At 62.3% G+C, this 24420-nt stretch carries 32 protein-coding genes and 1 pseudogene; 15 read left to right on the plus strand and 18 right to left on the minus strand.

The genetic code is table 11. The features are described from left to right. Positions 1 to 8 precede the first annotated feature (8 nt). Entirely contained in the window at positions 9 to 1544 is a 1536-nt protein-coding gene (locus A5699_RS03890; protein ID WP_067765646.1) for a hypothetical protein, read from the plus strand. A 408-nt stretch (positions 1545 to 1952) separates the two neighbouring features. On the opposite strand, the gene A5699_RS03895 is transcribed toward A5699_RS03890, so the two are convergent. Then, on the minus strand, positions 1953 to 2162 hold the full coding sequence (locus A5699_RS03895) for a hypothetical protein (RefSeq protein ID WP_067765649.1): 210 nt from the start codon (positions 2160 to 2162) through the stop codon (positions 1953 to 1955). A 128-nt stretch (positions 2163 to 2290) separates the two neighbouring features. Here A5699_RS03895 and A5699_RS03900 point away from each other — a divergent pair, with 128 nt between their 5' ends. From A5699_RS03900 to A5699_RS03915, 5 genes are all read left to right on the plus strand, one after another. Further along, on the plus strand, positions 2291 to 2530 hold the full coding sequence (locus A5699_RS03900) for a hypothetical protein (RefSeq protein WP_067765652.1): 240 nt from the start codon (positions 2291 to 2293) through the stop codon (positions 2528 to 2530). A gap of 62 nt (positions 2531 to 2592) precedes the next feature. After that, positions 2593 to 2772, plus strand: coding sequence for a hypothetical protein (locus A5699_RS30220; RefSeq protein ID WP_067765655.1), 180 nt, complete (start codon positions 2593 to 2595; stop codon positions 2770 to 2772). Next, complete coding sequence (locus tag A5699_RS30225; RefSeq protein WP_369806656.1) at positions 2769 to 2993, plus strand: hypothetical protein; 225 nt, start codon at positions 2769 to 2771, stop codon at positions 2991 to 2993. Before A5699_RS30220 ends, A5699_RS30225 begins: the two co-directional genes overlap by 4 nt. A gap of 2 nt (positions 2994 to 2995) precedes the next feature. Beyond that, positions 2996 to 3196: an IS3 family transposase gene (locus A5699_RS30230; RefSeq protein WP_157561072.1), complete on the plus strand. Its 201-nt coding sequence runs from the start codon at positions 2996 to 2998 to the stop codon at positions 3194 to 3196. Between the two features lie 184 nt (positions 3197 to 3380). Further along, on the plus strand, positions 3381 to 5186 hold the full coding sequence (locus tag A5699_RS03915) for a hypothetical protein (protein ID WP_157561073.1): 1806 nt from the start codon (positions 3381 to 3383) through the stop codon (positions 5184 to 5186). 11 nt (positions 5187 to 5197) lie between these two features. Here A5699_RS03915 and A5699_RS03920 read toward each other — a convergent pair whose 3' ends face one another. The 12 genes from A5699_RS03920 to A5699_RS03970 form a co-directional block, all read right to left on the minus strand. Further along, positions 5198 to 7924 carry a peptidoglycan-binding protein gene (locus A5699_RS03920; protein ID WP_157561074.1) on the minus strand — a complete coding sequence of 909 codons (2727 nt, stop codon included), beginning with the start codon at positions 7922 to 7924 and terminating at the stop codon, positions 5198 to 5200. A 437-nt stretch (positions 7925 to 8361) separates the two neighbouring features. Next, positions 8362 to 8727 carry a DUF5615 family PIN-like protein gene (locus A5699_RS03925; protein WP_067765666.1) on the minus strand — a complete coding sequence of 122 codons (366 nt, stop codon included), beginning with the start codon at positions 8725 to 8727 and terminating at the stop codon, positions 8362 to 8364. Next, on the minus strand, positions 8724 to 8954 hold the full coding sequence (locus A5699_RS03930; protein WP_067765669.1) for a DUF433 domain-containing protein: 231 nt from the start codon (positions 8952 to 8954) through the stop codon (positions 8724 to 8726). The genes A5699_RS03925 and A5699_RS03930 overlap by 4 nt, the downstream gene beginning before the upstream one ends. A 599-nt stretch (positions 8955 to 9553) precedes the next feature. Then, positions 9554 to 10093 carry a GNAT family N-acetyltransferase gene (locus A5699_RS03935; RefSeq protein WP_067765672.1) on the minus strand — a complete coding sequence of 180 codons (540 nt, stop codon included), beginning with the start codon at positions 10091 to 10093 and terminating at the stop codon, positions 9554 to 9556. Further along, positions 10090 to 10365, minus strand: a complete 276-nt coding sequence (locus A5699_RS03940) for a DUF1778 domain-containing protein (protein ID WP_067765817.1) — start codon at positions 10363 to 10365, stop codon at positions 10090 to 10092. Before A5699_RS03940 ends, A5699_RS03935 begins: the two co-directional genes overlap by 4 nt. A gap of 78 nt (positions 10366 to 10443) precedes the next feature. Further along, the gene (locus tag A5699_RS03945; RefSeq protein ID WP_369806653.1) at positions 10444 to 10731 is read right to left on the minus strand and encodes a hypothetical protein; all 288 of its coding nucleotides are present in this window, start codon (positions 10729 to 10731) and stop codon (positions 10444 to 10446) included. A 259-nt stretch (positions 10732 to 10990) separates the two neighbouring features. Beyond that, positions 10991 to 11341: a type II toxin-antitoxin system PemK/MazF family toxin gene (locus A5699_RS03950; protein WP_231965567.1), complete on the minus strand. Its 351-nt coding sequence runs from the start codon at positions 11339 to 11341 to the stop codon at positions 10991 to 10993. Beyond that, entirely contained in the window at positions 11323 to 11556 is a 234-nt protein-coding gene (locus A5699_RS03955; protein ID WP_067765677.1) for a hypothetical protein, read from the minus strand. Before A5699_RS03955 ends, A5699_RS03950 begins: the two co-directional genes overlap by 19 nt. A gap of 105 nt (positions 11557 to 11661) precedes the next feature. Further along, on the minus strand, positions 11662 to 12291 hold the full coding sequence (locus tag A5699_RS28345; protein WP_369806654.1) for a type II toxin-antitoxin system VapC family toxin: 630 nt from the start codon (positions 12289 to 12291) through the stop codon (positions 11662 to 11664). Next, positions 12288 to 12533: an Arc family DNA-binding protein gene (locus tag A5699_RS03960; protein ID WP_067765825.1), complete on the minus strand. Its 246-nt coding sequence runs from the start codon at positions 12531 to 12533 to the stop codon at positions 12288 to 12290. Before A5699_RS03960 ends, A5699_RS28345 begins: the two co-directional genes overlap by 4 nt. A 268-nt stretch (positions 12534 to 12801) precedes the next feature. Next, complete coding sequence (locus A5699_RS03965) at positions 12802 to 13134, minus strand: type II toxin-antitoxin system PemK/MazF family toxin (RefSeq protein WP_067765679.1); 333 nt, start codon at positions 13132 to 13134, stop codon at positions 12802 to 12804. After that, positions 13131 to 13337, minus strand: coding sequence for an antitoxin MazE family protein (locus tag A5699_RS03970; RefSeq protein ID WP_067765682.1), 207 nt, complete (start codon positions 13335 to 13337; stop codon positions 13131 to 13133). The genes A5699_RS03965 and A5699_RS03970 overlap by 4 nt, the downstream gene beginning before the upstream one ends. A gap of 150 nt (positions 13338 to 13487) precedes the next feature. On the opposite strand from A5699_RS03970, the gene A5699_RS03975 reads away from it, so the two are divergent. Continuing rightward, positions 13488 to 14039: a YaeQ family protein gene (locus A5699_RS03975; RefSeq protein ID WP_067765828.1), complete on the plus strand. Its 552-nt coding sequence runs from the start codon at positions 13488 to 13490 to the stop codon at positions 14037 to 14039. Positions 14040 to 14079: 40 nt separating this feature from the next. On the opposite strand, the gene A5699_RS03980 is transcribed toward A5699_RS03975, so the two are convergent. After that, complete coding sequence (locus tag A5699_RS03980) at positions 14080 to 14523, minus strand: hypothetical protein (RefSeq protein ID WP_157561075.1); 444 nt, start codon at positions 14521 to 14523, stop codon at positions 14080 to 14082. 108 nt (positions 14524 to 14631) lie between these two features. On the opposite strand from A5699_RS03980, the gene A5699_RS03985 reads away from it, so the two are divergent. Together A5699_RS03985 and A5699_RS03990 are read left to right on the plus strand one after the other, a co-directional pair. Continuing rightward, entirely contained in the window at positions 14632 to 15438 is an 807-nt protein-coding gene (locus A5699_RS03985) for a helix-turn-helix domain-containing protein (RefSeq protein ID WP_067765687.1), read from the plus strand. Between the two features lie 149 nt (positions 15439 to 15587). Beyond that, the gene (locus A5699_RS03990; protein WP_067765690.1) at positions 15588 to 16397 is read left to right on the plus strand and encodes an LLM class F420-dependent oxidoreductase; all 810 of its coding nucleotides are present in this window, start codon (positions 15588 to 15590) and stop codon (positions 16395 to 16397) included. Positions 16398 to 16431: 34 nt separating this feature from the next. On the opposite strand, the gene A5699_RS03995 is transcribed toward A5699_RS03990, so the two are convergent. Next, complete coding sequence (locus tag A5699_RS03995; RefSeq protein WP_157561076.1) at positions 16432 to 17067, minus strand: DUF4304 domain-containing protein; 636 nt, start codon at positions 17065 to 17067, stop codon at positions 16432 to 16434. Positions 17068 to 17240: 173 nt separating this feature from the next. Between A5699_RS03995 and A5699_RS04000 the strand changes: the two genes are divergently transcribed. After that, entirely contained in the window at positions 17241 to 18926 is a 1686-nt protein-coding gene (locus A5699_RS04000) for a GMC family oxidoreductase (RefSeq protein ID WP_067765697.1), read from the plus strand. Between the two features lie 66 nt (positions 18927 to 18992). On the opposite strand, the gene A5699_RS04005 is transcribed toward A5699_RS04000, so the two are convergent. Continuing rightward, positions 18993 to 19352: an Rv2640c family ArsR-like transcriptional regulator gene (locus tag A5699_RS04005; RefSeq protein ID WP_067765700.1), complete on the minus strand. Its 360-nt coding sequence runs from the start codon at positions 19350 to 19352 to the stop codon at positions 18993 to 18995. 96 nt (positions 19353 to 19448) lie between these two features. Between A5699_RS04005 and A5699_RS04010 the strand changes: the two genes are divergently transcribed. The 3 genes and pseudogenes from A5699_RS04010 (at position 19449) to A5699_RS04020 (ending at position 21643) form a co-directional block, all read left to right on the plus strand. After that, positions 19449 to 19859, plus strand: a complete 411-nt coding sequence (locus A5699_RS04010) for an ArsI/CadI family heavy metal resistance metalloenzyme (RefSeq protein ID WP_067765703.1) — start codon at positions 19449 to 19451, stop codon at positions 19857 to 19859. Between the two features lie 69 nt (positions 19860 to 19928). Then, a pseudogene (gene arsB, locus A5699_RS04015) lies at positions 19929 to 20975 on the plus strand (ACR3 family arsenite efflux transporter); the annotation flags it as partial. A gap of 101 nt (positions 20976 to 21076) precedes the next feature. Next, on the plus strand, positions 21077 to 21643 hold the full coding sequence (locus tag A5699_RS04020; protein WP_067765707.1) for a dihydrofolate reductase family protein: 567 nt from the start codon (positions 21077 to 21079) through the stop codon (positions 21641 to 21643). A gap of 30 nt (positions 21644 to 21673) precedes the next feature. On the opposite strand, the gene A5699_RS04025 is transcribed toward A5699_RS04020, so the two are convergent. Beyond that, positions 21674 to 22282 (minus strand): LGFP repeat-containing protein, encoded by a 609-nt coding sequence (locus tag A5699_RS04025; protein WP_067765710.1) that lies wholly within the window; start codon positions 22280 to 22282, stop codon positions 21674 to 21676. Positions 22283 to 22396: 114 nt separating this feature from the next. Beyond that, the gene (locus tag A5699_RS28350; protein ID WP_076240832.1) at positions 22397 to 22825 is read right to left on the minus strand and encodes a cellulose-binding domain-containing protein; all 429 of its coding nucleotides are present in this window, start codon (positions 22823 to 22825) and stop codon (positions 22397 to 22399) included. Positions 22826 to 22914: 89 nt separating this feature from the next. Between A5699_RS28350 and A5699_RS04035 the strand changes: the two genes are divergently transcribed. Both A5699_RS04035 and A5699_RS04040 read left to right on the plus strand, forming a co-directional pair. Next, positions 22915 to 23820, plus strand: a complete 906-nt coding sequence (locus tag A5699_RS04035) for a hypothetical protein (RefSeq protein WP_067765713.1) — start codon at positions 22915 to 22917, stop codon at positions 23818 to 23820. 111 nt (positions 23821 to 23931) lie between these two features. Next, positions 23932 to 24387: a DUF1942 domain-containing protein gene (locus A5699_RS04040; protein ID WP_067765716.1), complete on the plus strand. Its 456-nt coding sequence runs from the start codon at positions 23932 to 23934 to the stop codon at positions 24385 to 24387. The last annotated feature ends 33 nt before the right edge of the window (positions 24388 to 24420 follow it).

Raw genomic sequence — 24420 nt, forward strand, 5'->3', positions numbered from 1 at the left:
CTGCCCATATGGGCCCAGGCGGTGCTGTCGCAACCAGCGCCGCCAGCCGCCGCCTGGTGCACATCGAGATACCGCCCGAGTTGTTCGATGGTGACACTCGCGGGTTTCTGCAATACCTGGGCTTGTGCGGCCGTCACCTGATGTATAACGAGTGGTCGATCAGGGCCGATGTCAGCCAAAAGCTGGTGACCAGCCAGACCCTCGCCGACGAGACCGGAGTCGGGCACAAGTTCGACGTGCTCAAACAGCTGCCGAACATCGACGCGATCGTCAACGACCCGGCTCACGCCGGCGAGTGGGAAAACTTGAACACCAGGCTCATGGAGCGGTTCCTGGGCGGCGACGACGAGACGGCCTATTTCCACTCCATCCAGAGTGATGTGCTGCGGACCAAGATCGCTGACCTTCCAGCATGCGCATCAGAGTTATACGCCAACCTCGGTCAGCGCAGGTTGGAGGGCACAGGTGAGCCGGTGTTCGCCAATCGTAGCGCCCACCTCGTCAGCGTTACCGACACACTGGTGCGTCGGGCCCGGCTACCGGCGATGTTGTTCCGCTTCGCCCAAGACCCCGATGCGTTCGCCAATCTGAAGTTGGCTGAGGCGCAGGGCGAGCCGATGTTCGCCACGTCGACGCCTTGGTACCTGGACATCATCGGCGGAATCCATTACCTAGGGCCACTTCTCGGCTGCCGTAGCCCACGCTTCTGGTGCATCCCGGCCTCACGGCAGATGGCAACGATTTTGTTTAGCCTCGGCCTTGACGTCAACGGATACCGCCGGGATCCCATGGAGCCGATGCAACTGCTGCCGGCGCTCGGACGACGCGATTTGCGTAAGCCGACGAAATTCGACGCAGCGTCGGCTGGGCGGGCGATCCACTGGTGGGCCTTCCGACTGAACCAGATGTTCGGTTACCTGTCGGACCCGGCCACGTTCAGCGACCCGAACGGCTGGTACTCACCTCATGACCACCAGCACTGGATGCTGACCTTTGGCCAAGCTTTCGGGCTCATGACGTCGATCCAAACCTCCAGCCGCAATCGAGCTACCCAACTGGCGTTGATGTACACGCTGCTAGTTACCATCGCAGATCGCCTGTCCGGCAGAAGCTTTGATGACCTGTGCACACTGAAGGTCGCACAGAAGGCTGCCCGCCGGGCGCGCGACGGCATGTACCCAGCCGTCGCCGAAATTTTGATGCCTGCCGCCGATCGGGCGATCGCAGCCCTGGCCGAGATGCAGCAGGGGTTCTTCATCAACCGCCAGCGCGGCGAAGACGAAGTGGTGTTCCATCTGCCAAACGGACAGACCGAGTCAAGGTCGCCTGAGAACGCAGTTGCGCTGCTGCTGAAGGTTTTTCGCAACGCGACGCACGGATTCGGCGGCAAGAAGGGCGACAACGCCGACCTCTTCGCCAACATCCTGGTGCAGCACGACGGGCAGCTGCCCGAGGACATCGTCCTGCTGCCGTATCTCTACCTGCTTGAAGTTCTCTGCTACCCGAATGACATGCGCAGGCGTATCACGGGTGGCAAAGCCTGAGCGCCTATGGTGGTCCGTCAGGCCCGGGGTCGAGTCGCACAGCTTCAACTTACCCGGGCGGCGGACAACGACCCGCCACCGAGTAGCTGAAGGTGAGCAGACTTCCCAGCAGACCCTCGGCTGTTCGCGCGGACTGTTCGCGCGGACTGTCGGGGTCGGCGGACTACACATGAGTCCACAAGTCGCCCTCGATCGGCACCGGTGGGTTGGAGACTGCACGGTGATGCTGAGCTTGGATTGGCCGCCAGTGCTGAGCGGCCCGGGCATGTCCGATCTTGCCGGACTGGTGGCCGTGGCTGTGCCGACCAACCAATGGCCATCCGCGACCAGTCGTCGCTGTTGACCGTCTCAGCTAGGCCGCCAACAAACTGAGACCGGACATTTCGCGTATGACCAATGGGTCTGGGCTCAGGGGTAATCCATGTTTGCGATCATGTCCTCCACGTAGGCGTGCTGATCGATCAACGGTTCCAGCTTGCCCTTGGATTTGATGCAGGCTGCAACCTCTGCCCTGAATGCGGCATCGAGCTGGACGGCAAGCCCAGAATCTATCCACTCCATCGCATGAGGATTCGTCGTGCGCAGGTAGGCGTCGATCTCATCGAACAGAGCAAACACCCGTGTCCGAGGCAACTCAAAAAGGCTGATATCGCGGCCACAAGGTCATGGAAGGCGTGCATCGCCATGACCTCCTTCCCTGACAGAAAGCTCGACCAAGAGCCGCCTCCGTCGAACGTCCCGCTCTCGTGAACATCGTCAACCTCGTCGGGATTCGTGGCCCTTCCGCGGAAGTAGTCATACGCGTGGCGCAACTTTCGGTGCTGATTTACCACCGTGACATTGCCGGCGTTGAGGGTGTCACCCGCCGTTTGCGCCAGCAGTACATTTTCGCGCAGAATACGGAACTGCCACAAGAGTTGAGACGATCAATCGCGATGCAGTCTCAGAATTTCTGGCAAGTTCAAAGGTTCTGCCTGCCAAGCTAATTGAGACAGGACATTGCCGACCGCTGCTCTCCCCGACGTTTTCGGTTGGCGCGCTGCGCGATGTGGTCGGGCTCTACCTGGATCCGCCCGCCGGCTCGGTCGTTGTCAGTGTTGACGACAAGTCGCAGATTCAGGCACTGGATTGGACCCAGCCGATTCTGCCTCTGCGCCAACACATCCCCGAACAGCAGACCCACGACTACATCGCCGCCATGGCACCACCAGCCTGTTCGCCGCCCTGAAGGTCTCCACCGGCAGGATCACCGCCGACGCCTGCTACACGTGCCACACCCACGCCGAGTTCCTGGCCTTCCTCAAACTCGTCGCCAAAGCCCACCCCCGGGTGCGGTTGTGCGTCATCTGCGACAACTACGCCACCCACAAACACCCCAAGGTACGAACCTCACTCGATAAAAACCCGCGATTCACACTGTATTTCACCCCCACCAGCTGCTCTGGCTGAACATGGTGGAGATCTTCTTCGGCATCATCACCCGCCAAGCCATCCGCCGCGGCACCTTCACCGACGTCACCGAACTACAGGATGCGATCCGCACCTACGTCGACAGCTACAACCACCGCGCCCGAACGTTCGCCTGGACCAAATCCGCCGACGAACTCCTCGGCAAGATCAATCGTAAATCAATCAACAACACGCGACACTAGTTGGCGGCACCCAGCAAGCGACCGCCAACTAGATTCAGAACGTACAGGTGGATATCAGGCCCTCGTCGAACAATCTGTGCAATATTTGTGTAAGCGCAGGCCGCCTTCGTTCCGATTCTGCTTCACCGATCGGCATTGGTGAACAGCGATGCTAGGCGCAGCGGAACTGCTGCCCTCGCCGACGATGGAGCGCACATTGGACGTTATCTTCGACTGGATGGCCCCGTCGGCTACGCCCCGAGCGAAGACGACCTCGGGTCAATTCTGGTTGCAGCAAAACACGATACCCGTGAAGGCTGCAGTCGTCGATGTGAGCAGGGTCGCGGGTTGGGACACCGATCTGTTGCCGGCATTGCCCGTTGCGGCGGTCAAACCTGGCACCAACACGCTATCGGTGCCGGCCGCCGCCACCCGCATTCGGGTCGATATCGAATTAACGGTGACGGCTAGCCGTGTCACGAAGACAGGACTGGCGATCCGCCAGCTGTTCAACGTGGGATCCGGTGTCCTACTAGCCGCAGAGCACTCAGTGGAGACCCGGCGCTGGGTTCGATCGAGTAGCGGGCCGACCCGGGTTGCCGCCCCTGGGGCGTCGAGCAGGCGCAGGATCGCCGGTTTGCATCCGCTCCTGGCAGTGACGCCTCAGGGCTTCACCGTCGATGCACGCTTTGTCGATCTCACCGAGTTGTGGTGGGCGACGCATTCCGATCGCTGGGGCCGTTATCTGCATCCCGCCATGAACGGACGCATCGAGAATCTGCGTGTACTGGGGTGGACGGGCGGTGATCTTCCGACTATTTGGTTTGTGGTGCTGTCCGACCTCGCCGTGAAGTCGCTGCGGTCGGCATCCGTACGACCCGCCGGCGGCCCTGCGGATGGTGGGACAGGCCACACAGGGCCGGACCGAAGGCCGGCCAACATCGTGTGGTTGCGCCCAGCAGCCGGGATGAACTCATTTGCGTATGCACCCACCGTCGGTGGGTTTGAGTCGGCCAGGCATGACGATACGACGTGGTACAACCTGAGCCGGTGGCTGTTGAGTCCGGTGCCGAAGGACAAGCTTTCAGCTGTCAGCTCGCTTCCCCTTTTTGAGCAGGTTCTTGACCAGATGCAGCGGACCACTGGGTCATCCAGTCGACCCGTGGCCGACGCGATGGCCAACGTATGGTCGCATCGGCCAGTCGGACTCGAGCGGATTCTCTCCCGCACTGGCAGAGCAGACATCGTGCTTCTGCCTCTGTGCGCAGACACAGTCGCAGGATTTGACGCCGCCACTCGCGCCGGGCTCAAACCGCGTGTCGATGCCGCAATCCGCTTGTTGTGGAGCACGACTGCAGCCGGCACAAGCGACAATTTTCCGATTACTGAAGGGCGCAGCTTGTGGGCTGCGGCCCACAGTGGCGCTAACCATGCGCTTGCGGCGACCATCCACGCCAACGGCGAAGAGCTCGAACGCGTCATAAGCCACGAGGCGTCGGGGCCTACCAAGCCTCTAGATGCCGTTGTGGCCGCCATGAACAAGGTTAGCGCTAGGCGCAAATCGCCCAAGCAGCCCTTAGATGCCGTGTTTGTCGTGACACCACATATGACAGGCAACGCCGCGGGTCTCACCCCTGCCGTGCGCGCGGTGATCGACGCAACGGGAGCGCGTATCCGCTACCTACCCGACCCAGCCGAAGCGGCCGACTTCTGGCGGATTCCGCCAGTGGCGAAGTCGCCAACCAAAGCCGCGGGGACACTGGGCACCCATTCCGCAACGGAGATGATCGAGGACTCCAGCAGTCCGTTTATGCGCTACTTCTTCGAGAACTTCACCGAACGCGAAATGTTCGCGGAAAAGCCTCCCATCACGCTCCGAAACTTCCGCGTCTGGGTTGTCCACGAAATGGCCGTGTTCGCTGGACATCTTGATCCTCTGCCGGCCAGCGCGCCACCCGACCCACCGCGCACGATCCGGACGCTCCTCGAAGATTCCTTCGCACCGTTCTAGACGACAATCGACTAAAGCTGGCGGCCGGTCTTGGGATCGTATTTCACCTCCACAGCGGCGACCTGGTCTGTTGGGACGATCTCAATCCACTGGTCGAACACTTCGAAATCCTCGTTGACGGTCGCCTTGAAACCGCCCTGCAGAGGATAGAATCCATGCTCATAGACCCGGTCCAGAGGCGTTGCGAACACCGCACTGTCATCATCGAGAGGCCGCTCCGGGTCGCGGTACTCGTTGACTTCGTTTGACGCGCGGTGCTTGTCAGCCACCTTGTCAGCCAATATATCGAGCACCTCGAAGATCGTCTTGTCCTGCAGGTCCGTTTCGGGGCCGGTGTACATATCGTTCTCCGTCAAGGTGTTCATGCCTTCGACACGTTTAAGCCAATTCAGCGCCTGCCGCTCCTTGCCCGGCCGGATCGGCATAACGGCCTTCACCCATGGCGCGTTGAGGAAGGAATTTCGCAGGTTGTCCCCGTCGAGTTGCAGCAGCCAACCAAGCGAACTACCTAGCTTCGCCGGCACCGATTTCTCGGTGATGTAGTAGCTGTCGTCTCGCTGCACCTCGCCGATCCCGCCCCATCCCAACTGATGTTCTTGTGGATACTGAGTTGTGCTGGCAGGCACCATGACTGGACGGCCGTCCGGTCCAAGCACAGGGTTTCCGTCGGGGTCCTTGGCGGCCACCAGATTACCAAACTGTTGATGACTGTGGTGCAGTCGCGGCCGCCACCATTCGGGAGCCACGAAGTAAAGCATCTTGTCGATATCGAAAATCGAGTTGAGCAATTCGGCAACCACGTGACGAGTGTGGTCATCGGGCGTCGGAACGAGAGCCTGCGGGGCGAGCATGTCTTGAATGAGCTTGCGGTAGACGGCAATCCGTTCTTCCTCGCGCAGATCCTCGTACCTGCGTGGCTGGACCCCGCTGGCTAGCTCAATTCGTTCACGGGCCGCCGCCACGAACTCTTTGCGGTAGGCGAGTTCGTTGGCGGCGGTGAATGCTGCCATGCGCTTCTTGTTCTCGGCGTCGATCGCGAGCTGATCGACGGCGGGCTCCCAACGCAGTTTCGCCTTGAATGTAATCGCCATCCGGCCACCGAAATTGACGGAGTTCAACCGCAGGACATACGTCCACTTGGTCGGCTCGGACGGGTCTTTGGTGATGGCGATCGCCGAGACCTCGGCGCTTACGCCGGTGGTGTCGAATTCGATGTTCGCTAGTTTTTCGCCGGCTTGAGCAGAGAACACGGTCTGTGGAAACTCCCATTGAATGTGATCAGTGTTTTCTCCGAAGTCGACATCGGCCTCGCCGCCGTTTCGGTACGTTATATCGTTCTCATCCTCCTCGCCCTTGTACGGGATGGTGATTGGAAGGTCCTCAAAGCGAGGGCCGGGAGGCACGATGAGTTCCGGCGGTGGAATATCGCTGAGCTTCGGCGATGCCACGATGTGCATGAGCTGCGCGATGCCGAGGAACTCTCCAGGGTCGTCGACATAAGTTTGCCAGCACAGGTAGGTCCCGATGTCTTGGACCTGGACGCCGACTTGGCGCATCTTGCGGCGGAGCTCATAGTTGAGCATCTCGTCCGAAGTATTGGAAAGCACATAGCGTTTGGACGACGTCTCCGTCGTTTCGGTGACCGTCTTAAACGTGGTCTTGATGCTTTGTTTCATCTGCGTCGACAGCTTCTCGGACTGCTGACGCATGTACTTGTGGCTCTGTTCGCGCGCATTTTGTTGCGTAGTTGTGTAGTCGAAGCTTGCCGTCTCGGAGGCACTGCCCCACACCCAGTTCTGGTTGGCAGTGGCTGTTGCGCCGAACTTGACTTCATCTCGGTTGTCCTGCTTAACCGCTTCAGACAACTCATCCTGTGTGGTCACGGTCGACTCGGTCGTCCGTGTTGTCTCCAGGAGCAGCTCGTCAGTGCGTTCCACAAGAACGCGCCGTGTGTTGATCTCAACCAGTTCGACAGTCGCACCTACCGGAACCCACACATGACCAACCGGCGAGCCCAGGAACGTGTCCAGCTCAAAGAAGTACTGCCGGAACAAGTGCACGATGCCAACCGGAGATAAGCCGATCCGGTCGAGATCATGTTTGGGGTCGAGCGTGTCGAACCCGTTCTGCGCAACCAGTGCCGCAGTTAGCGCTTCCATAGTCGCCTTGCGAAACGGCGTAAGAATCGTGCGAACCGCGTCGAGCCGGTTTCCGGAGGCCAGGCGAAGCAGCGCACCCGCAGTCCGCGACTCGCGCGCTATCATCTCCTCGACGGCCGTACGGGCTCGCTGCGTGGTGCGGCGCTGGCGGATGTCACGTTCGCACGCGTCGTGGTACATCTGCTGTGCGAGCTCGCGAACCGGTCCGTTCAATATATCTGCGAGATGGTCGGCAGTAATTGCAGCAGACAATTCCTCGTCGGTAGGTGCTGGGGGTAGCCCCTCGGCGAGGCGCGCAGTGATGACCGATGTCCAGTCGTTTCGAGCAGCGAGTGCGCCGGGCAACAGACGCTCTACATCTAGACGGCAGCCGTCGTCAGTGAAATGAACGCTGTAGTCCGGTTTGTGGTTATCAACGATTGCTTCGACGACTCGTCGCTGCCTGCTGAGAAACCCGGTATCGATGCGCTGCGCCGTGCGTTTCGATCTCCAACCGAGCATTGGTTGGTAGACGCCGAAAATCTCGCTGGCGTACGGCAACACTGACATATAACTATCGAGATGCACGAGCCGCTTCATCGATTATCCCCCCCCTCGTGGGGCATTCGCTCACTGCCGACGGGAACGCTACACCGGCCGGCAAGAGTTATCACGAGTATTCGGCTACTCGAACATCAGCACCGCGCTGCGCGCAACCGCATTTCCAGTTCGCCCGGACAGCCATCCGAGCCACACCAGACACTCGGCCGAGCCGGCGCGATCACGGTGCCGCCCATGGCCGGGTCTCCAAGAACGATGTCGTCGTCATTCGCGAGGCGACACAATCCTCAGAATGTCACGATTATGTAGTAATCGAATATGCAGGGTTACCGGTAAAAGTCTTCGTTTTCATCTGTGTCCCAGCGGTTTCTGTCCTGTAGTGCCCTGTCTCGATACACCTGGCGGACTTCACAAATGGCCTGGGCGGTGAAGCGGTTCAATCACCGCTGGTTCGTTCCGAATACTTCAAACGAGGCTCATATCGGCAGACGCCGGATACGAATTACGTCTTCGCCGAGAACAACGATTGCACCGGATGCCAGATCGTCAGCAACCACTTCGAGGTTGTTCGTAAGAAGCCTTGACTGTTCGTCGGCACGCCGATTGCTGGCGCGGCGGATGAGAATGAAGGAAGGCTCGGTCGCATGCGTTCGAGCAAGCAGTGCGCCGAAGTCGGTATCAGCACTGATGAGCACCCGACTCAGAGTCGCTGCCTGCGCGATTACTTCCTCGTCCGTCGAACCGGCCATCTGAAGATCTCGCACATGGATTACGTCATGGCCTGACTCGACCAGCAGGTCACGCAGCACCGGCGAAAGGTTCTCATCCAGCAGAAACTTCACGCCGGTTTCCGAAGCGGAAGTTCGCGTTCCTTCAGCGCTTCGGCAGCGTACTTCAATGCCTCGGCAACGTCGCCGAGTTCGAGATCAGGATGCTCGGCGATGATCTCTTGCGCGGACATGCCGTCGGCGACCATTGCCACAACGGTCGCCACAGGAAACCGCAACCCACGCACACAGGGCATACCGCCCATCACAGCTGGGTCCACGGTGATCCGAGTGAAGATCATTGCCCGATTTTACCCCGCGTACGAGCCGAGTCGAAGGAGATGAAGCGCCTCGCTGATTCACAAGGCGCTCCCCCAGCCGATAACGGGTTAGCAAACAATGAACCTCCTTGGACCACCTCATCGATGGCAATGCTTGCGGCCGGGGTCGAAGTCGCGTGCGGCCGCTCAACGGCCCACTGTCCCCCAAGGCCACCTGCCCGCGCACTGGGGAATACGGCGGAATCAAATACGGCGGGTTACCACTAAACAACGCCGTCTTCTTTTGTTGGACAACGGTTTTCGCTTACCAGAACACGCCACTTCTAGGTGACTCAGTCACTCGTTACCGCCTTCAATGGCGTCGCGGACCTCGTCGTCTTTGTGCTCGCAACTGCCGTCAACGAGAACCCCAATCCATCGGCAAGGGTAATAGTGCGCAGGTCCCGATCTACGATGCCGGTTTCTTCCCGGGCGGCCGCTAGCGTCGCGTCGGCCCCATCCGGGTCAAGATGGCGCAGCTGCTCAGCGTGAGTGAGCGATGGCGATCAGCCGGCTGAGTTGCTCGTCTGTGTCAGCGACTCGAGGTGGTCTCGGTCCGCACCGCTCTCGACCATTGTCGATCACCTCATGACGACGTTCCGCGGCATCCCTTCTCCTTGCAGCGACGTCACGCTCGCCTTGGCATCTTTGATCAGCAGCATCAGGTGTAGCGGGTCGGTAGGAGACGGTTCGAACTGGAAGCGGATATAGAACCGGCGCGCTTCGTCATGCAGGGCATGCACGACGATGGCGCGGACACCGATCTGTTCGGCGGCTTGCACACTGCGGGCAATCGCGTCGCGCAGCAGGTTCTCCCCCAGTCCGTAGCCCTGGTGCTTGCGGTCGACGACCAGGCGTGACAGCAGAATCACCGGCACCGGGTTGGGCATGTTCCGGCTGAACTTGCCGGACAAGTCGGCATGTGACACCGCTCCCGACGCGAATGCGTAGTAGCCGACGACGCTCCCATCCCTGCACGTCACGAAGCAGCGTGATGCGCCGCCGGCGTGGTTAGTCAGTGCGCGCGTGCGAAGATAGTCATCCAGGTTGGGCTCGCCGCTGTCGAACGTCGCGACGTCATCGGACTCGCTGATCGGCCGCGGACGGCCGTATCCACTCACTCGTCAGGATCGAACAACGAAGGCTTGGCGAACAGTTTTGCCAACGCCGGCTTGTACTGGACTGGCCGATCGAGTACGGCATTGAACTCTGCCCACGCCGCGTCATCGAGTAGAAAATGCCGGCGGTCCGCGAGTACCTCGCGAGCGTGCGCGACGGTGGCGCACACAGTGAATGTCGTTAGGTCCGTTCCTTCGACCTCCGCGGCACGGCGAATCAGCGCGTCCTGCTCAGGCGTCAGGCGCACGGCAAAACGTTCAGATTTTGTGGCCATGCATCCTATTGTGTACCTGATAGGCGTACGGGTAACCGCGACCACCGAGTGCCTCGATGACAAGCGGCCCCGCGCGAATCAGCTGATCTGCACAGGGACGATTTCAGTGCGCGCTATGGCTAGCTCGCGATCCGCAGACAATGCGGACCGTCTCGGATCAGCCATATAGCGCTCCATCGCCTCTCGCGATGCCCATTGGAACAGCTGGATTTCCAGCGGCCTGCCACCGGCGCCATCTGTCCGAGCTCGATGCACCACCTGCCCATCATGCTCATCGACCAGCGCGAGCACGGCATCTTCGTAGGCAACTAGCGCCTCGTCCATCCCCGGGTGCGACCAGAGAAACACGTAGAACATCTGATTCACCGCCGAAGCGTGACACGTCGCGTCGACGCAGCCAACCGGTTTTGCAACAAGCGCGCCGGACTTCGGAGCTCTACCGCAATCCGCCAGCTGATTGAGGCACCTCCGTGCCGGTGACCGGGCCTGTCTCCCCAGCCAGGATTGAACTGTTCGATGCCTCGCGACCGGAGGAATACGGCGGAATCGAGTATGGCGGGTTACCAGTAGTCCATGCCGTGTTCAACTGCTCCCCAACAGTTTTGAAAGACATCCTCCTCCGCAGTCATAGATCGAGGACAAACCGCAGCGCCTGGTCGATGGCCAGCATCTGGCCTGGGCCGATTATCGCCTGCCGGGATGACAGCCGTTCGACCGAAACCACTCGCAGTTGATCGCAGCGTGCGTATGAGGTGTGGTCGAGCCCGCTACCCTCTGGCTCCAGCTCGACATGGCTTCGCAGCCCGTAGCCGACGGTCGTGATGGGAACGACAACCACGCGTCCTCCCGGTCCGTTGTTGAGAATGTCGACCGACACCACGACCGCTGGACGCCGAAAGGCCGGCTCGTGGCCGACCGGCTGGCCGAGATCGACGTAGTAGATCTCTCCTCGCCAGATCAAGCCAGGGCGTCCCACTCGTGACGCTCCGCCAGGTACTGTTCCCACAGTTCGGGATTGCCACGCAGGCGCTGGTAATCGCCGTTTAATCCCCGGAGGAACTCCTGCCGTTCCAGAGCGTCGATCGCAGCGTGCACGACGTCGACAACGGCGGTCTGACGAGCTTTAGCCAGCGATTGGAGCCGCTCAGAATCTGGCCGGCGGACTCGGACAGTTGTAGTTTCTGCCGCCATGGACGTCAGTGTAGACGAAATGTAGACAAGCAGTTGTGGATCGTCGGCTAAAGTCCAGCAAACGATCGAGCGCCCGCGGGGTTTGAGGGCGACCGGCTTGTTGCCCTACCGCGTTGGGGCTAGATAGCGTTCCCCGTAGTCGGCGGGCAATCCGAGTGACCCCCTCACCCCACTCATCGAACCAACATCCCGGCGAAACCACCTAGACGAACCATGACGCCCGACTCGTCCTAGGCAAACCGCTGTGCTGCAGCGTGTTTCACTGACGCCGTTTCGCAACCGGCGTGCGTCGTTTGAAGCCAAGTGGTTACGGTGTTGCCAAATCCCACGGATTGATGAGGTCGACGCCGGTGTCAACGAAGTCACTGACGTTGCGCGTCGCGAGTCCGGCGTTCCAGTTGCGGCAATTGCGGCGATCTGCCCGTAGGCCATACTGATCTGGAGCCCGCTACGCTCCCGGTCAGCAACGATATCTGCATAGTGGGTTGCCGCCAGCGCATCGAACGGCAGAATTCTGTCCTGGAAATCCTCCGCCAGCAGTCCGTCGACCTTTGCGCGAAGCTCACGCCGGCGTCGCCCGTTCGGCAATCGGGCGACGCCGCACATCAGTTCGGCCGCCGTCACGACAGTCAGCCATATGTCGGCCACATCCAAGCTGTCGACCCAACTAGTGACGCCAGGTTCCGGCGCTGGGCGCATCAGCTCCGAAACGACGTTGGTATCCAAGACGATCATTCGTCAAGGGCCGCAGCGCGTGGACGCTCGGTCCGACTGGGCAGGTCAAGCTCCACACCCCCGGTTCCCGCGAAGCGCTGCCGAATCCGCGTCGCCATCCCCGGACCACCCACAGGGCGTTCCAATGCCGTGCGCAAGATCTCACGCACCTCAGATTCCATCGACCGGCCGTGCTCTGCTGCGCGAACACGCAGTGCCGCTTTGAGCTCGTCGTCAAGATCACGAATCGTCAAGGTCGCCATCGTCACCCCTCATCCACTGCATGCATTGCAGTCAATGCTAGCGCTCGTCGGTACTAGGGACTCTGCTATCCAGCAAACTCCGCGCACAGCCACTCGGGCAGTACCGATGATTGAAACGACGACCCCCGACTGGCGGATGACGACTCCCCTGCCTGGACCAACTGGCCAACCGGCTGGCGGTACCTTCAGTTGAGGAATACGACGAGATCGAAATATGGCGACCTGACGCTAGAGCATGCCATTTGCACTGCTCCTCAACGGGGTTCATTCATCGAGCAAGGCCGAGGAATGCCATCATTGCCCGCTCGATCTCAACCAGTTGCTCCGCTGTCAGGCGGCCGATTCGGGTATGGACGTTCGACCTTCTGACCGTCGTGAGCTTGTCGATCATCACGTCACTATCGTGGTCGAGTCCCGAAAGTAGCCCATCTCCGCCCCCTATGCGGATGCGCAGCAGTGGAGCATCCAAAAGCGTGCTGGTCATCGGAGCTACGGTGACCGAAGTCGTGGCATCGAAGAGGTCATCCTGAACGATCACCGCCGGACGGGGCTTCGAGGCATAAACACCTCCGGCCACGGTCCAAATCTCCCCTCGATTCACTCCTCGTCCCACCGCGTCGAGATCGCCTCGATGAAGTCTTGGTCGTCGCTTTCTTCGTGAGCTTCTGCGACCAGCGAGGCCTGCCTGTGCGCCTCGGCCGCGAAAGTCTCGGTGCGCACGTCAGGCACCCAGACCTGCAGCGGTCGGAGGCCGCGCTCGCGCATCCGTCGTCGGTACTCACCGACCCTTTCCCTCACCGCCATAGAGCCATGTTACATGTAACACCGAGTTTGGAGCTGCTGATTTGTCCGGCAACGTGACACGGAACCGAGCACAGAACGGTTTATCCCGGCGGTCGACCACTCAATGCGGCCCGATTGCTCGGAGGACGCCACGTGGGTGGACACTATGACGTGGCCCTTTCTGCAACAGTATTCAAAGTCGAACTTGGCGTCTCCGATGTCGATCACGGCTACTACGCCGATCACACGCTCACCGTGGCCCGTCATCCTAGCGAGACCGATGAGCGGATGGTGGTGCGGTTGTTGGCGTTTGGGCTTCGCGCACACCGACTCAGCGACGTCGACGGCGAGTTGACTTTCGGGGCAGGCCTGTCCACCCCTGGCGTACCGGACTTGCGGCTCGCCGACTACACCGGCCGGATCCTGGAGTGGATCAACGTCGGCCAGCCCGACGAGCGCGTCTTGGGCAAGGCGGCCAGCCAAGCCGACCAGGTGCTGCTGTTCCCGTTCGCCGCCGGCGTGCCCACCTGGTGGCGCAACGTCGGCCCCAAAGTGGCCGGGCTGGCCAACCTGTCGGTGACGCAGATACCGCACACACCGGTGCAGCAACTGGCCCAGACTGTCGATCGACGGGTCTCGGCGCAGGTGATGGTGATCGAAGGTCAGGTGACGATGACCGTGGGCGGAGTCGACGTCACCTTCGCGCCCGAGCCATTGCAGTGACCTCTGAGCCCGACCCATGTCCGCTCGGCTTTACGCTGCCTCACAAGGTGCTCGAATGGTGGCTACTGCCGCATTCATCAACCAATCGCGGAAACAGAGGTGCTCCCCGCAGCGGACGGTAGTCGGCGGCCGCTAAGGCAGCTGCAGCCGCCGATACTAGCGCCAGGACGAGGGCCGGCTGGAGACTGGCGTCAGCAGGCGACGCGTACAACAGCAGCCAGGCCAGCGTCACGGTGGTGATCACACCGAGGCCATCGGTCGCGCCGATGATCGAAACGTCGGGTCTGTTCAGGCCGATCTGCCCACCCGTGAGCGCGGATGTCAACGCGCACAAGGCAAGAGCCACGCAGAGCGGAAAAGTCAGCTTCCACAACCCCCACGCGATGCGATCGGTGTCCTGAATCTGGTCCCACGGTAGGAATAATGCGACGAGCATCATGGCGCCAGCTGCGCCGCAGACCAGCCGTCGAATCAACGTAGTCATTTTCCGTCCTCCTCACGGTTCTCCAGTGATCGTCACGGTGGGAGGTCGCACTGTCGATTACCTAGAGGTAATCGAGGAACGAACCCGGTGCGGCTACAGTCGGTGCGAATGGCAACGACCGGCACCGCTTCCCGGGTCGGGCCGCTGCTGCGGGAATGGCGGCTCCGGCGCCGGCTGACCCAGCTCGAGCTCGCGCTCGATGCCGGCGTATCCGCGCGCCATCTGAGTTTCGTCGAGACCGGTCGCTCCAAGCCCGGACGAGACATGGTGCTGCGCCTTGGCGAACGACTCGACATCCCATTTCGTGAACGAAACCAGCTCCTGCTCGCAGCAGGGCACGCCCCCGCCTTCGCCGAGCATCCGTTCAGCGCACCCGAACTCGCCCCGATTCGCGAAGCGCTGAAACGGATCCTGAAAAGCCACGAGCCGTACCCGGCCGTCGTCTTCGATCGGCACTGGAATCTGGTCGCTGCGAACGCCGCCATACAACCGCTTGTCGCGGGCATCGACCCAGCCCTGTTGAAGCCGCCCGTCAACATCCTCCGTATCGGAATGGCGTTGTCATCACAGATCATCAACGCTCGCGACGTCATGGTGTACTTCCGTGATCGTATCGAGCGCCAGCTCACCACCACTGCCGACCAGCAGCTCGCACAGCTGCTGGAGGAGTTTGACAACTACCTATCCGGCGACGACCGCGGTGCGGCAAGCGAATCCGACTTCGCACAGAATCTCGGCCCGGTGAGGGTGCGCGCACCCGGGGGCGGTGAATGGTCCTTCTTCGGTATGTTCGGCACATTCGACATGCCGTTCGAGGTCACGCTTTCCGAGCTGGCCATCGAGCTGCTGTTTCCTGCCGATCAAACCACTGCCGACGCGTTTGAATCGCTTGCCCGCGCACGTTCGGATAGTTGATGTCCGTGGGTTCGAGATCCCCAGCACTCGCTGCAACGGACCGGAGCCCCTGACGATCACCCTCATTTGAGGATCACCTCGACCGGAATAAATCTCGCACCTCGTCCACTTGGCTCAGGAGTCGCCCTTCCCCGACTCAGGAGTTCCACATGACCCGTCCCGTTCGCGTCGCCGCGCAGATCCAGCCCGGCGGCACACCCGACTACCGCACCTGGCGCGACGCCGTCCTGGCCGCCGACGACCTCGGCGTCGACGTGATCTTCGGTTACGACCACTTCCACCGCCCGGCGGTGGAGGCCATCGTCGACGGCAAACCCCTGCTGCTCGATGAGCAACCCGACGTTGCCAACTTCGAGGGTTGGACCGCGCTCGCGTCGTGGGGCGAGATCACCTCGCACGCCGAGATCGGGCTCCTGGTCACCGGCGTCGGTTTCCGCAACCCGGACCTGCTCGCCGACATGGCGCGCACCGTCGACCACATCAGTGGCGGCCGACTCATTCTCGGTCTCGGAGCTGGATGGTACGAAAAAGATTACACCACTTATGGTTACGAATTCGGCACGTTCAGCTCCCGCTTCGATCTGTTCGACGAGAGCCTGATCCGGATCGAGAACCGGCTCGCGGCACTGATCCCGCCGCCGGTGCGCAAAGTACCCATTCTCATCGGCGGCACGGGGCCCAAACGCTCGCTGCCCGCCGTCGCCCGACACGCCGACATCTGGCACGCGTTCCAAGACCTCGACGCGTTCCGCAGGTCCAGCGACCTCGTCGACGAACTGGCGGCGACGTTCGGCCGCAACGGCGCCGATATCGAACGCTCGACGCTGTGGCAGGACGCCGACAGCGCCCATGCCTTCCGCGAAGCCGGCGTCACGTTGTTTCAGACGGAGCTCACCTCCGATGACGGCTACGACCTCACGTCTCTCAAGGAAGTGCTCACCTGGCGGGACAACGGCTGACGACGATCACAGTTGATGCGTCGGGCCTCCCGATCTACGAAGGCTCATCCCCGCCACTGGCGGGGACCAGGTCAAGCAATCCGCGCTCCCGCAGATGGCCCTCCCAACGCCCGGCAGCCGTGCTGATGTTGCGGCTGAAGATCGACCACCGGTCCTGATGCCCGAAGTAGCTGTGCAACGTGGTGACGTATTCCGTCAGCGTGTCGATGTCATCGACCGCCGCCAGATAGCCGCAGGTCTTGTCGTACTCGATCAGCACGTTGTTGTCGACCGCGTATCGCACCAACTGCTTTGTGCTGCTTATCTGTTCCATCACAGCGAGCGTCGCATCAAAGCCATCGCACAGCGCCGCCGCGAATTTCTGCATGTCGGTGCGATGGTCGAACCGCGCCTCGTACGGCAGGTCGGGCACCAGCTGTTCCCAACGGCGTTGCAGGAGCGAACCTTTGAGCGGATGCCGGGCTCGCTCGTATCCAGGGCACGCGCTGTCGACCTCAGCGGATCCGATTCCGACGTTGATGAAGAATCCATGCCACGACATCGTGCCGTTGTGCCGGTCGGGCTGAAGATTGATCACGTCGTAGAGCGGCCCCCGTTCCCGCGTGAAGCTGGAGTCGGATATGTCGAAGCCACGTGCGCGCAGGAAAGGCCCCACATCGGCGGAAATCATGGCCTCGTAGGCCCGTTGCAATGAATCGTTGACTGTCCCCTCACCCATGACCCAAGGCTAAGCCGCCGACAACATCCGTCCGTGCACCAATTCGGGCGGGGAATCCGCACCTACCGAGCGGTCGTCGCGCACACTAGGTGACGCACCCGACGCCATGGAGGAACGAACCCGGAATGAGCCCCGTCGCCGAATTCGACTTCATCATCGTGGGAGCAGGCAGCGCGGGCTGCCTGCTCGCCAATCGGCTCAGCGCCAACCCTGACCACCGCGTGCTGTTGATCGAGGCCGGCGGCAAAGACAACTGGTTCTGGATCAAGGTGCCGGTGGGCTACCTGTACACCATCGCCAACCCCCGCACCGACTGGTGCTTCACGACAGAGGCCGATCCAGGTCTGGCCGGACGCAGCATTCACTACGCGCGGGGCCGGGTGATCGGCGGCTGCTCGTCGATCAATGCCATGATCCACATGCGTGGACAGGCAAGCGATTACGAGCTATGGGCACAAGCCACCGGTGACGAGCGATGGCTCTGGGGTGGTGCGGACTCCCCCGGCGAAACGCTGGCGATCTACAAAGAGTTGGAAGACTACTTCGGCGGTGCCGACGACTGGCACGGCACCGATGGCGAGATCCGCGTCGAGCGGCCGCGGGTGCGCTGGAAGATCTTGGACGCCTGGCAGGCCGCCGCAGCCCAGGTAGGCATCGCACCCATCGAGGAATTCAACCGGGGCGACAACTCTGGCAGCGCCTACTTTCACGTCAACCAACGACGGGGCCGTCGCTGGTCGATGGCCGATGCGTTCCTGCATCCGATCGCCCACCGACCGAATCTCACCGTCTACACCCAGACTCAGGCCCTGGGGCTGCTGATGGACGACGAGGTCTGTGACAGTCAGCGGCGCGGTGCATGGACCACGGCGCGGCACCGGGTCACCGGCCTGCGGCTGCTCAAGGATGGCCAGACAATCACCGTCCAGGCCCGCCGGGAGGTGATCCTGAGCGCGGGGGCGATCGGCTCGCCGCATCTCATGCAGGCCTCGGGGCTGGGCCCAGCCGAGTTGCTCACCGAGCATCACGTGCCGGTGGCCGTCGATCTACCAGGAGTGGGCGAAAACCTCCAGGACCATCTGCAGCTGCGCACCGTCTACCGCGTTCAGGGTGCCCGGACCGTCAACACGCTGTACCGCAACTGGATCACCCGTGGCGGCATGGGACTTCAATACCTGACGCTGCGCTCAGGTCCGATGACCATGCCGCCCTCCACGCTAGGGGCTTTCGCGAAAAGCGACCCGACGCTGGCCAGTCCCGATCTGGAGTGGCATGTGCAGCCCTTGTCGTTGCCCAAGTTCGGCGAACCGCTGCACCGGTACGCGGCGATCACCCCCTCGGTCTGTAATCTGCGGCCCAGCTCGCGCGGCCATGTGCGCCTGGCCAGTGCCGATCCGTTGACCGATCCGAAGATCTCCTGCAATTACCTGTCCACCGACGCCGATCGTCAAGTCGCCGTGAAGGGCCTGCGGATGACCCGGAAGATCATGGCAGCGCCCGCGCTGGCCGGCTACGGCCCGCAAGAATTGCTCCCCGGCCCGGACCTGGTGACCGACGAAGACCTGCAGCTGGCTGCTGGTGAACTCGGTACGACGATCTTCCACCCGGTGGGCACCTGCGCGATGGGAGCCTTTGACACACAAGGCCTTCCACGGTCAGCCGGCACGGTGCTCGACACCGAATGTCGCGTGTATCGCGTCGCCGGCCTTCGAGTGGTCGACGCCTCGGCGATGCCCACCATCACCTCCGGCAACACCAACGCGCCGGTCATGTTGATCGCCGAGCGCGCCGCCCGGGCGATTCTGGGATGAGGCGGAATCGAGCAGGGCGGTTCACCGGGTAAGGTCGCCTTGGGTCGGCAATCTCGTTGGCGGCACCTACTGACAGCAGTTGGGGTCGAGTACTACGCACAAGGCTTGCAGGGCTTCAGGTTTCACCCGGTGAAGGACATTCATACCGCGCCGTTCGGAGATCACCAACCCCGCCCTGCGCAGCTGCCCGAGGTGATGGCTGACGGTGGATTCGGCCAGCTCGAGTACCGCGGCCAGATCCCCGCTGGTTTCCTCTCCTGGGCGGGAACTGAACAACAGCGACATGATCTTCACCCGCATCGGATCAGCGAGCGCCTTCAGGCGCATCGCCACCTCTAGGGCGTCGGCGTCACTGAGCGGCCCGGCCGCGACCGGCGCACAGCACACCGGGGCGGACATGTCGATGACGGGCAGCGCCTTGGGCATGACCTACATCATGCCATACTTCTTGACATATATCGAAACGGTGTCATCCTGAGCATGACAGTTCGATATATGTCTCATCCACAGCGGAGGTCGACCATGTCCCGCGTCCAGTTAGCACTCAATGTCGACGACCTCGACGAGGCGATCATGTTCTACACCAAACTGTTCGGGGTATCGCCGGCCAAGGTGAAGCCCGGTTACGCCAACTTCGCCGTCACGGAGCCCCCGCTGAAGCTGGTGCTGCTGGAAAACCCCGGCAAGGGCGGCACCATCAACCACCTCGGTGTCGAGGTGGAATCCAGCGACAAGGTGCATGCCGAGATCGCCCGACTGACCGACGAACGCCTGTTCACCGACGAGGAGATCGGCACCACGTGTTGCTTCGCCACCCAGGACAAGGTCTGGGTAACCGGCCCGGCCGGCGAAAAGTGGGAGGTCTACACCGTGCTGGCCGACTCCGAGACGTTCGGTAACAACCCCAAGCTCACGACCGACAGCCCGGCTTGAAGCTGAATCCGACAAGAACCAATATTGATGTATGCCGATATCACCCGATCCGACCGCCGGGGCGTCGACATGACAAACACCACCACTGCGTCGCCAGTGGTCGGCAAGCTGTCCACCCTGGATCGGTTCCTGCCGGTCTGGATCGGTGCGGCGATGGTCGCCGGGCTGCTGCTGGGCCGCTGGATACCCGGCCTGAACACCGCCCTGGAAACGGTTCAGATCGACGGGATTTCACTGCCGATTGCCCTGGGCTTGTTGATCATGATGTACCCGGTCCTGGCCAAGGTTCGCTATGACCGCCTGGACACCGTCACCGCTGACCGCAAGCTGCTGCCCGCGTCGTTGTTGCTGAACTGGGTATTGGGCCCGGCGTTGATGTTCGTCCTGGCCTGGCTGTTGTTGCCGGATCTACCCGAATACCGCACCGGCCTGATCATCGTCGGGCTCGCCCGCTGCATCGCCATGGTCATCATCTGGAACGACCTGGCCTGCGGTGACCGCGAAGCAGCCGCTGTCCTGGTCGCCCTCAACTCGATCTTCCAGGTCGTCATGTTCGCCGTGTTGGGCTGGTTCTATCTGTCCGTGCTGCCCGGGTGGCTCGGCCTGGAGCAGACCACCATCTCGGCCTCACCGTGGCAGATCGCCAAATCGGTGCTCATCTTCCTCGGCATCCCCCTGGCCGCCGGATACCTCTCGCGCCGGTTCGGAGAAAAGACCAAGGGCCGCGACTGGTACGAGGCCAAGTTCCTGCCACGGATCGGGCCGTGGGCGCTCTACGGCCTGCTGTTCACCATCGTGATTCTCTTTGCGCTGCAAGGTGATCAGATCACGCGCCAACCGTGGGACGTCACCCGCATCGCGCTGCCCCTGCTGGCGTATTTCGCGATCATGTGGGGCGGCGGCTACCTACTCGGCAGCGTGCTCGATCTGGGCTACGAACGCACCACCACCCTGGCCTTCACCGCCGCAGGCAACAACTTCGAACTCGCCATCGCCGTGGCCATCGCCACCTACGGCGCCACCTCCGGCCAAGCCCTGGCCGGTGTCGTCGGACCGCTCATCGAAGTGCCCGTCCTGGTCGCCCTGGTCTACGTCTCGCTGGCACTGCGCAAACGGTTCCGCCATCGCACCGAGACCCTGCGGCGCTGAGCCGACGCGACGCGCCTCGGCGGCGAGTATCCGCGATGAGTTTCGTGCCCAGGTGCAGTCTGCTCTGCATGGGCAGACTCATCTATGGCTTCAACGTCTCGGTGGACGGGTACATCGCCGATGCACAAGGCAACCTCGAATGGTCGGAACCGAGCGACGAACTGCACCAATACTGGAACGACTTCGAGCGGGAGACCGCGTGCGCGTTCTACGGCCGGCGACTCTACGAACTGATGTCGGCGTATTGGCCGACCGCCGATCAGGACCCGGACGCCACCCCGCTGACCGTAGATTTCGCTCAAATCTGGCGCGACATGCCCAAGGTCGTGTTCTCACGCACGCTCGAATCCGTCGAGGGAAACGCCCGACTGGAACGCGGCGATCCGGTCGAGGTGGTCGCGAAGCTGAAGGCCGAAACCGACGGCAGGCTGGAGGTGGCCGGGGCGACCCTGGCCGCCCCGATCGTGCAGGCCGGACTGGTGGATGAATACCGGATCGTGATCGCACCGACCGCCGTGGGTGGCGGCACACCGTTCTTCCCGACACTGCCGTCGTGGATCTCGCTGCGACTGCTGGAGAACCGTACTTTTCCCGGTGGCACTGTGCTGCTGCGCTACGAGGTCAAGCGCGACTGATCGGGAAGCGTTCGACAGTCCCTCGGGTGTTTACAGCCCAGAAGGCACGACCTTGTCGTTGATCGTCACCTCGACCTGACGGGTCTTCGTGTTGTACGCGATCTTGCCGTGCTCGAACGTCTCCACGAGCAGATCGCCGTCCGGCGTCTCGTCACTGGTGGGGGCGCCCAGCGGGCCCACTGAGCCGTTCTCACCGGTGACCGCAGGCACGCCGTCGGCATCGCGGGGGACATTCCAGGCCTCCCGGATCTTGCCCCAGGTGATGTAGGCAGGCGTGCCGGCGTCGTCATTCTTGGCGGTGATCACGCCGCCCTGGAATTGCTGGAACAGCACGCCGCTCTCGCGCGCTCCTGCGTTGCGATCACCGGTGAGCGGCTTGCCCAGAGCATCCCGCTGACTCTCTGTCGCCGACGAGTATTTGGCAGCGATCGGCCCGGTCAGCGTCACCTCGACGTCCCGCTCCCCGACCAGCGTCACGTCGGCGGCCTGCGCCGGGGTGTCAACCGTGGAGGTGGAGATCAACCCGACCTGGGGCGACACCGAGGAGCCGACGTTGTTGTCATTGCTGCAGCCCACGACGATCAGCGCGACGGCCGCCAGGCCGACGACTGCCGTGGGGCGAAATGCGGTCGTACTCACGGGTTTCCTCTCGCGTCTGTTCGTCGGGCGTCGAATTGCGCCTGAACCTCGCCTCGGCGGGACTATAACCGAATTCGCGAGGCTGGTAGCGGTCAAGTTTGGGTACGGGGTTCGTCAGCTGCACAAAAACTGCCGGTTGAGAACGCAATTCAACGGTGGTACGTACGAACCGCTCAACACTCCCCTCATCCCACCTGTGGCCGTACCGCCGGGTGGGATGATCCGGTTCCAATTCGCAGGTCGGAGCACATAGTGCGTGCCATATTGCGCAAGTGTGCTACTCCACGTGTGCGAGACGGATTCTCCCGCCGGCAGGTCGAATTCGAGCTGCCAGTCCGCCAGTGGTGCCGCGCTCAAGTTGGTGATGGTGAAGCGGGCGATGAACCCCGTCTGCCACGTCGATGTCACCGTCAACGTCGCCGTCGCCGCGGCCGCACGAGCGACTGGCGGGATGGCCAATCCGACCAACACAACAACCATTGCGGAGACAATCACGTGAAGCGCTGTACGCCAGCGCCTCACGGAGCGGTTAGTTGCGGCCATGGCAGGCAACGCTAAAGCTGAGGAGGAAGTATGGGCCTTCGCATCGCAAGTAGGCTGCAGTACCTTTGCTCAACCGACATCGTTCTGAAATGCTCGGCGCAACGCCGGCGGCATTGCCTCGCTCCGAGGTTGCGGTGAGCGTCGACGAGGACCTCGACTCGCTCTATGCCACACGGCCGGAGGAGTTCACCGCGCGACGCAAAGAACTGGCGTCGGCGGCGCGCAAGCGCGGAGATGCCGAGGGTGCCAAGGTGATCGCCGCAGCTCGCCGACCGACTACAGCCGCGTGGGTGGTGAACCTTCTCGTGCTGACCGATCCCAGCGTCCGGCCCCGACTGACCGACCTTCACGAAGCACTGCGCGGTGCCCACGCAGACATGGACGGACACCGTATCCGCGAATTGTCGGCCACACAGCGCCAACTGGTGCAGGACCTGGCTCGCGTCGGGTTCACAGGCGCCGGATTACCCGATCCCACAGCGGCGTTACGCGACGACGTCACCGGCACGCTGCAGGCGGCGATAGCCGATCCGGATGTCGCCACGCGGCTGGGTCGGCTCTCCAAGGCCGAAGAGTGGTCCGGGTTCGGTGACTTCGGAGCGTCGTCCGCAGTGAGCACACCGGCCCGGTCCGATACCGGGTCGCGGGCGACCTCGCCGCCGTCGACGAAGGACCAACCACACCCGGATGACGCCGGCCTCCCAGAGGCCCGTCAGCACCGCGACGCCGCGGCGTCCGAACTGACCGAGGCACGTGCCGCCCACGACGAGGCCCTTGCCACGGTGGACGACCACCGGACCACGGTCGCCACCGCACGCCGGCGCTATGAGAAATTGCTCGAGACCCTCGCTGGGGCCGAGCACGACCTCGAGGCCGCCGATGCGCAACTCAACCGTGCGCAACGGGCCGCAGACCGGCTGCAGGACCGGGTGCGAGCTGCCGAAGCGGCGTTGGCCCAGGCAGAAACGCGGTTGACCGACCTCACCGGCCGGTAGCTGCCCGAGTCGATCAACCGGAAGAGGTTTCAAACCCCCACGGGGGGATACGCCTGAGTGGAATTGCGGGCAATGACGCCTGCACACCGGAAATTAGCGGAGGAGCCCACCATGACGTTCTCGCACATCGCGTGGAAAACGACGGCAGCTGCGGCTGGGATCGCGGCGGCCGGGATCTTGACGGCAACCCCGGCGTTGGCCGACCCGGAGACCGTGCAGTTCGGCCAGACGGCGGAGATTCCGAGCCCCGGTGGCGCCATCGATTACACCGTGAGCAACTTGCAACCCAGTGGTCACAACGACGGCATCTGGTACTCCGATGTCACGGCCCAAGCGGTGAGCGGCTCGCCGACCCCCAACATCGCCGATTTCAACGCTCGGGCAGTCAACAGCTCCACCTACGCAAACATGAAGGGCAACCAGACCGACGGGCTGCCGAATCAACCGATCGCGCCGGGCACCCAGACATCCGGACGGATCTACTTCGACGTCCGCAGCGGCACTGCACCGGACAGCGTTGTCTACCGCGACGCTGGAGGCACTGACAAGGTCGTCTGGACGCACTGACGGCCCTGCCTGACCCGCGCCACGGCGCCCGTC

Origin of the sequence: Mycobacterium sp. E802 (assembly GCF_001666875.1) — a bacterium.
Classification (GTDB): domain Bacteria; phylum Actinomycetota; class Actinomycetes; order Mycobacteriales; family Mycobacteriaceae; genus Mycobacterium.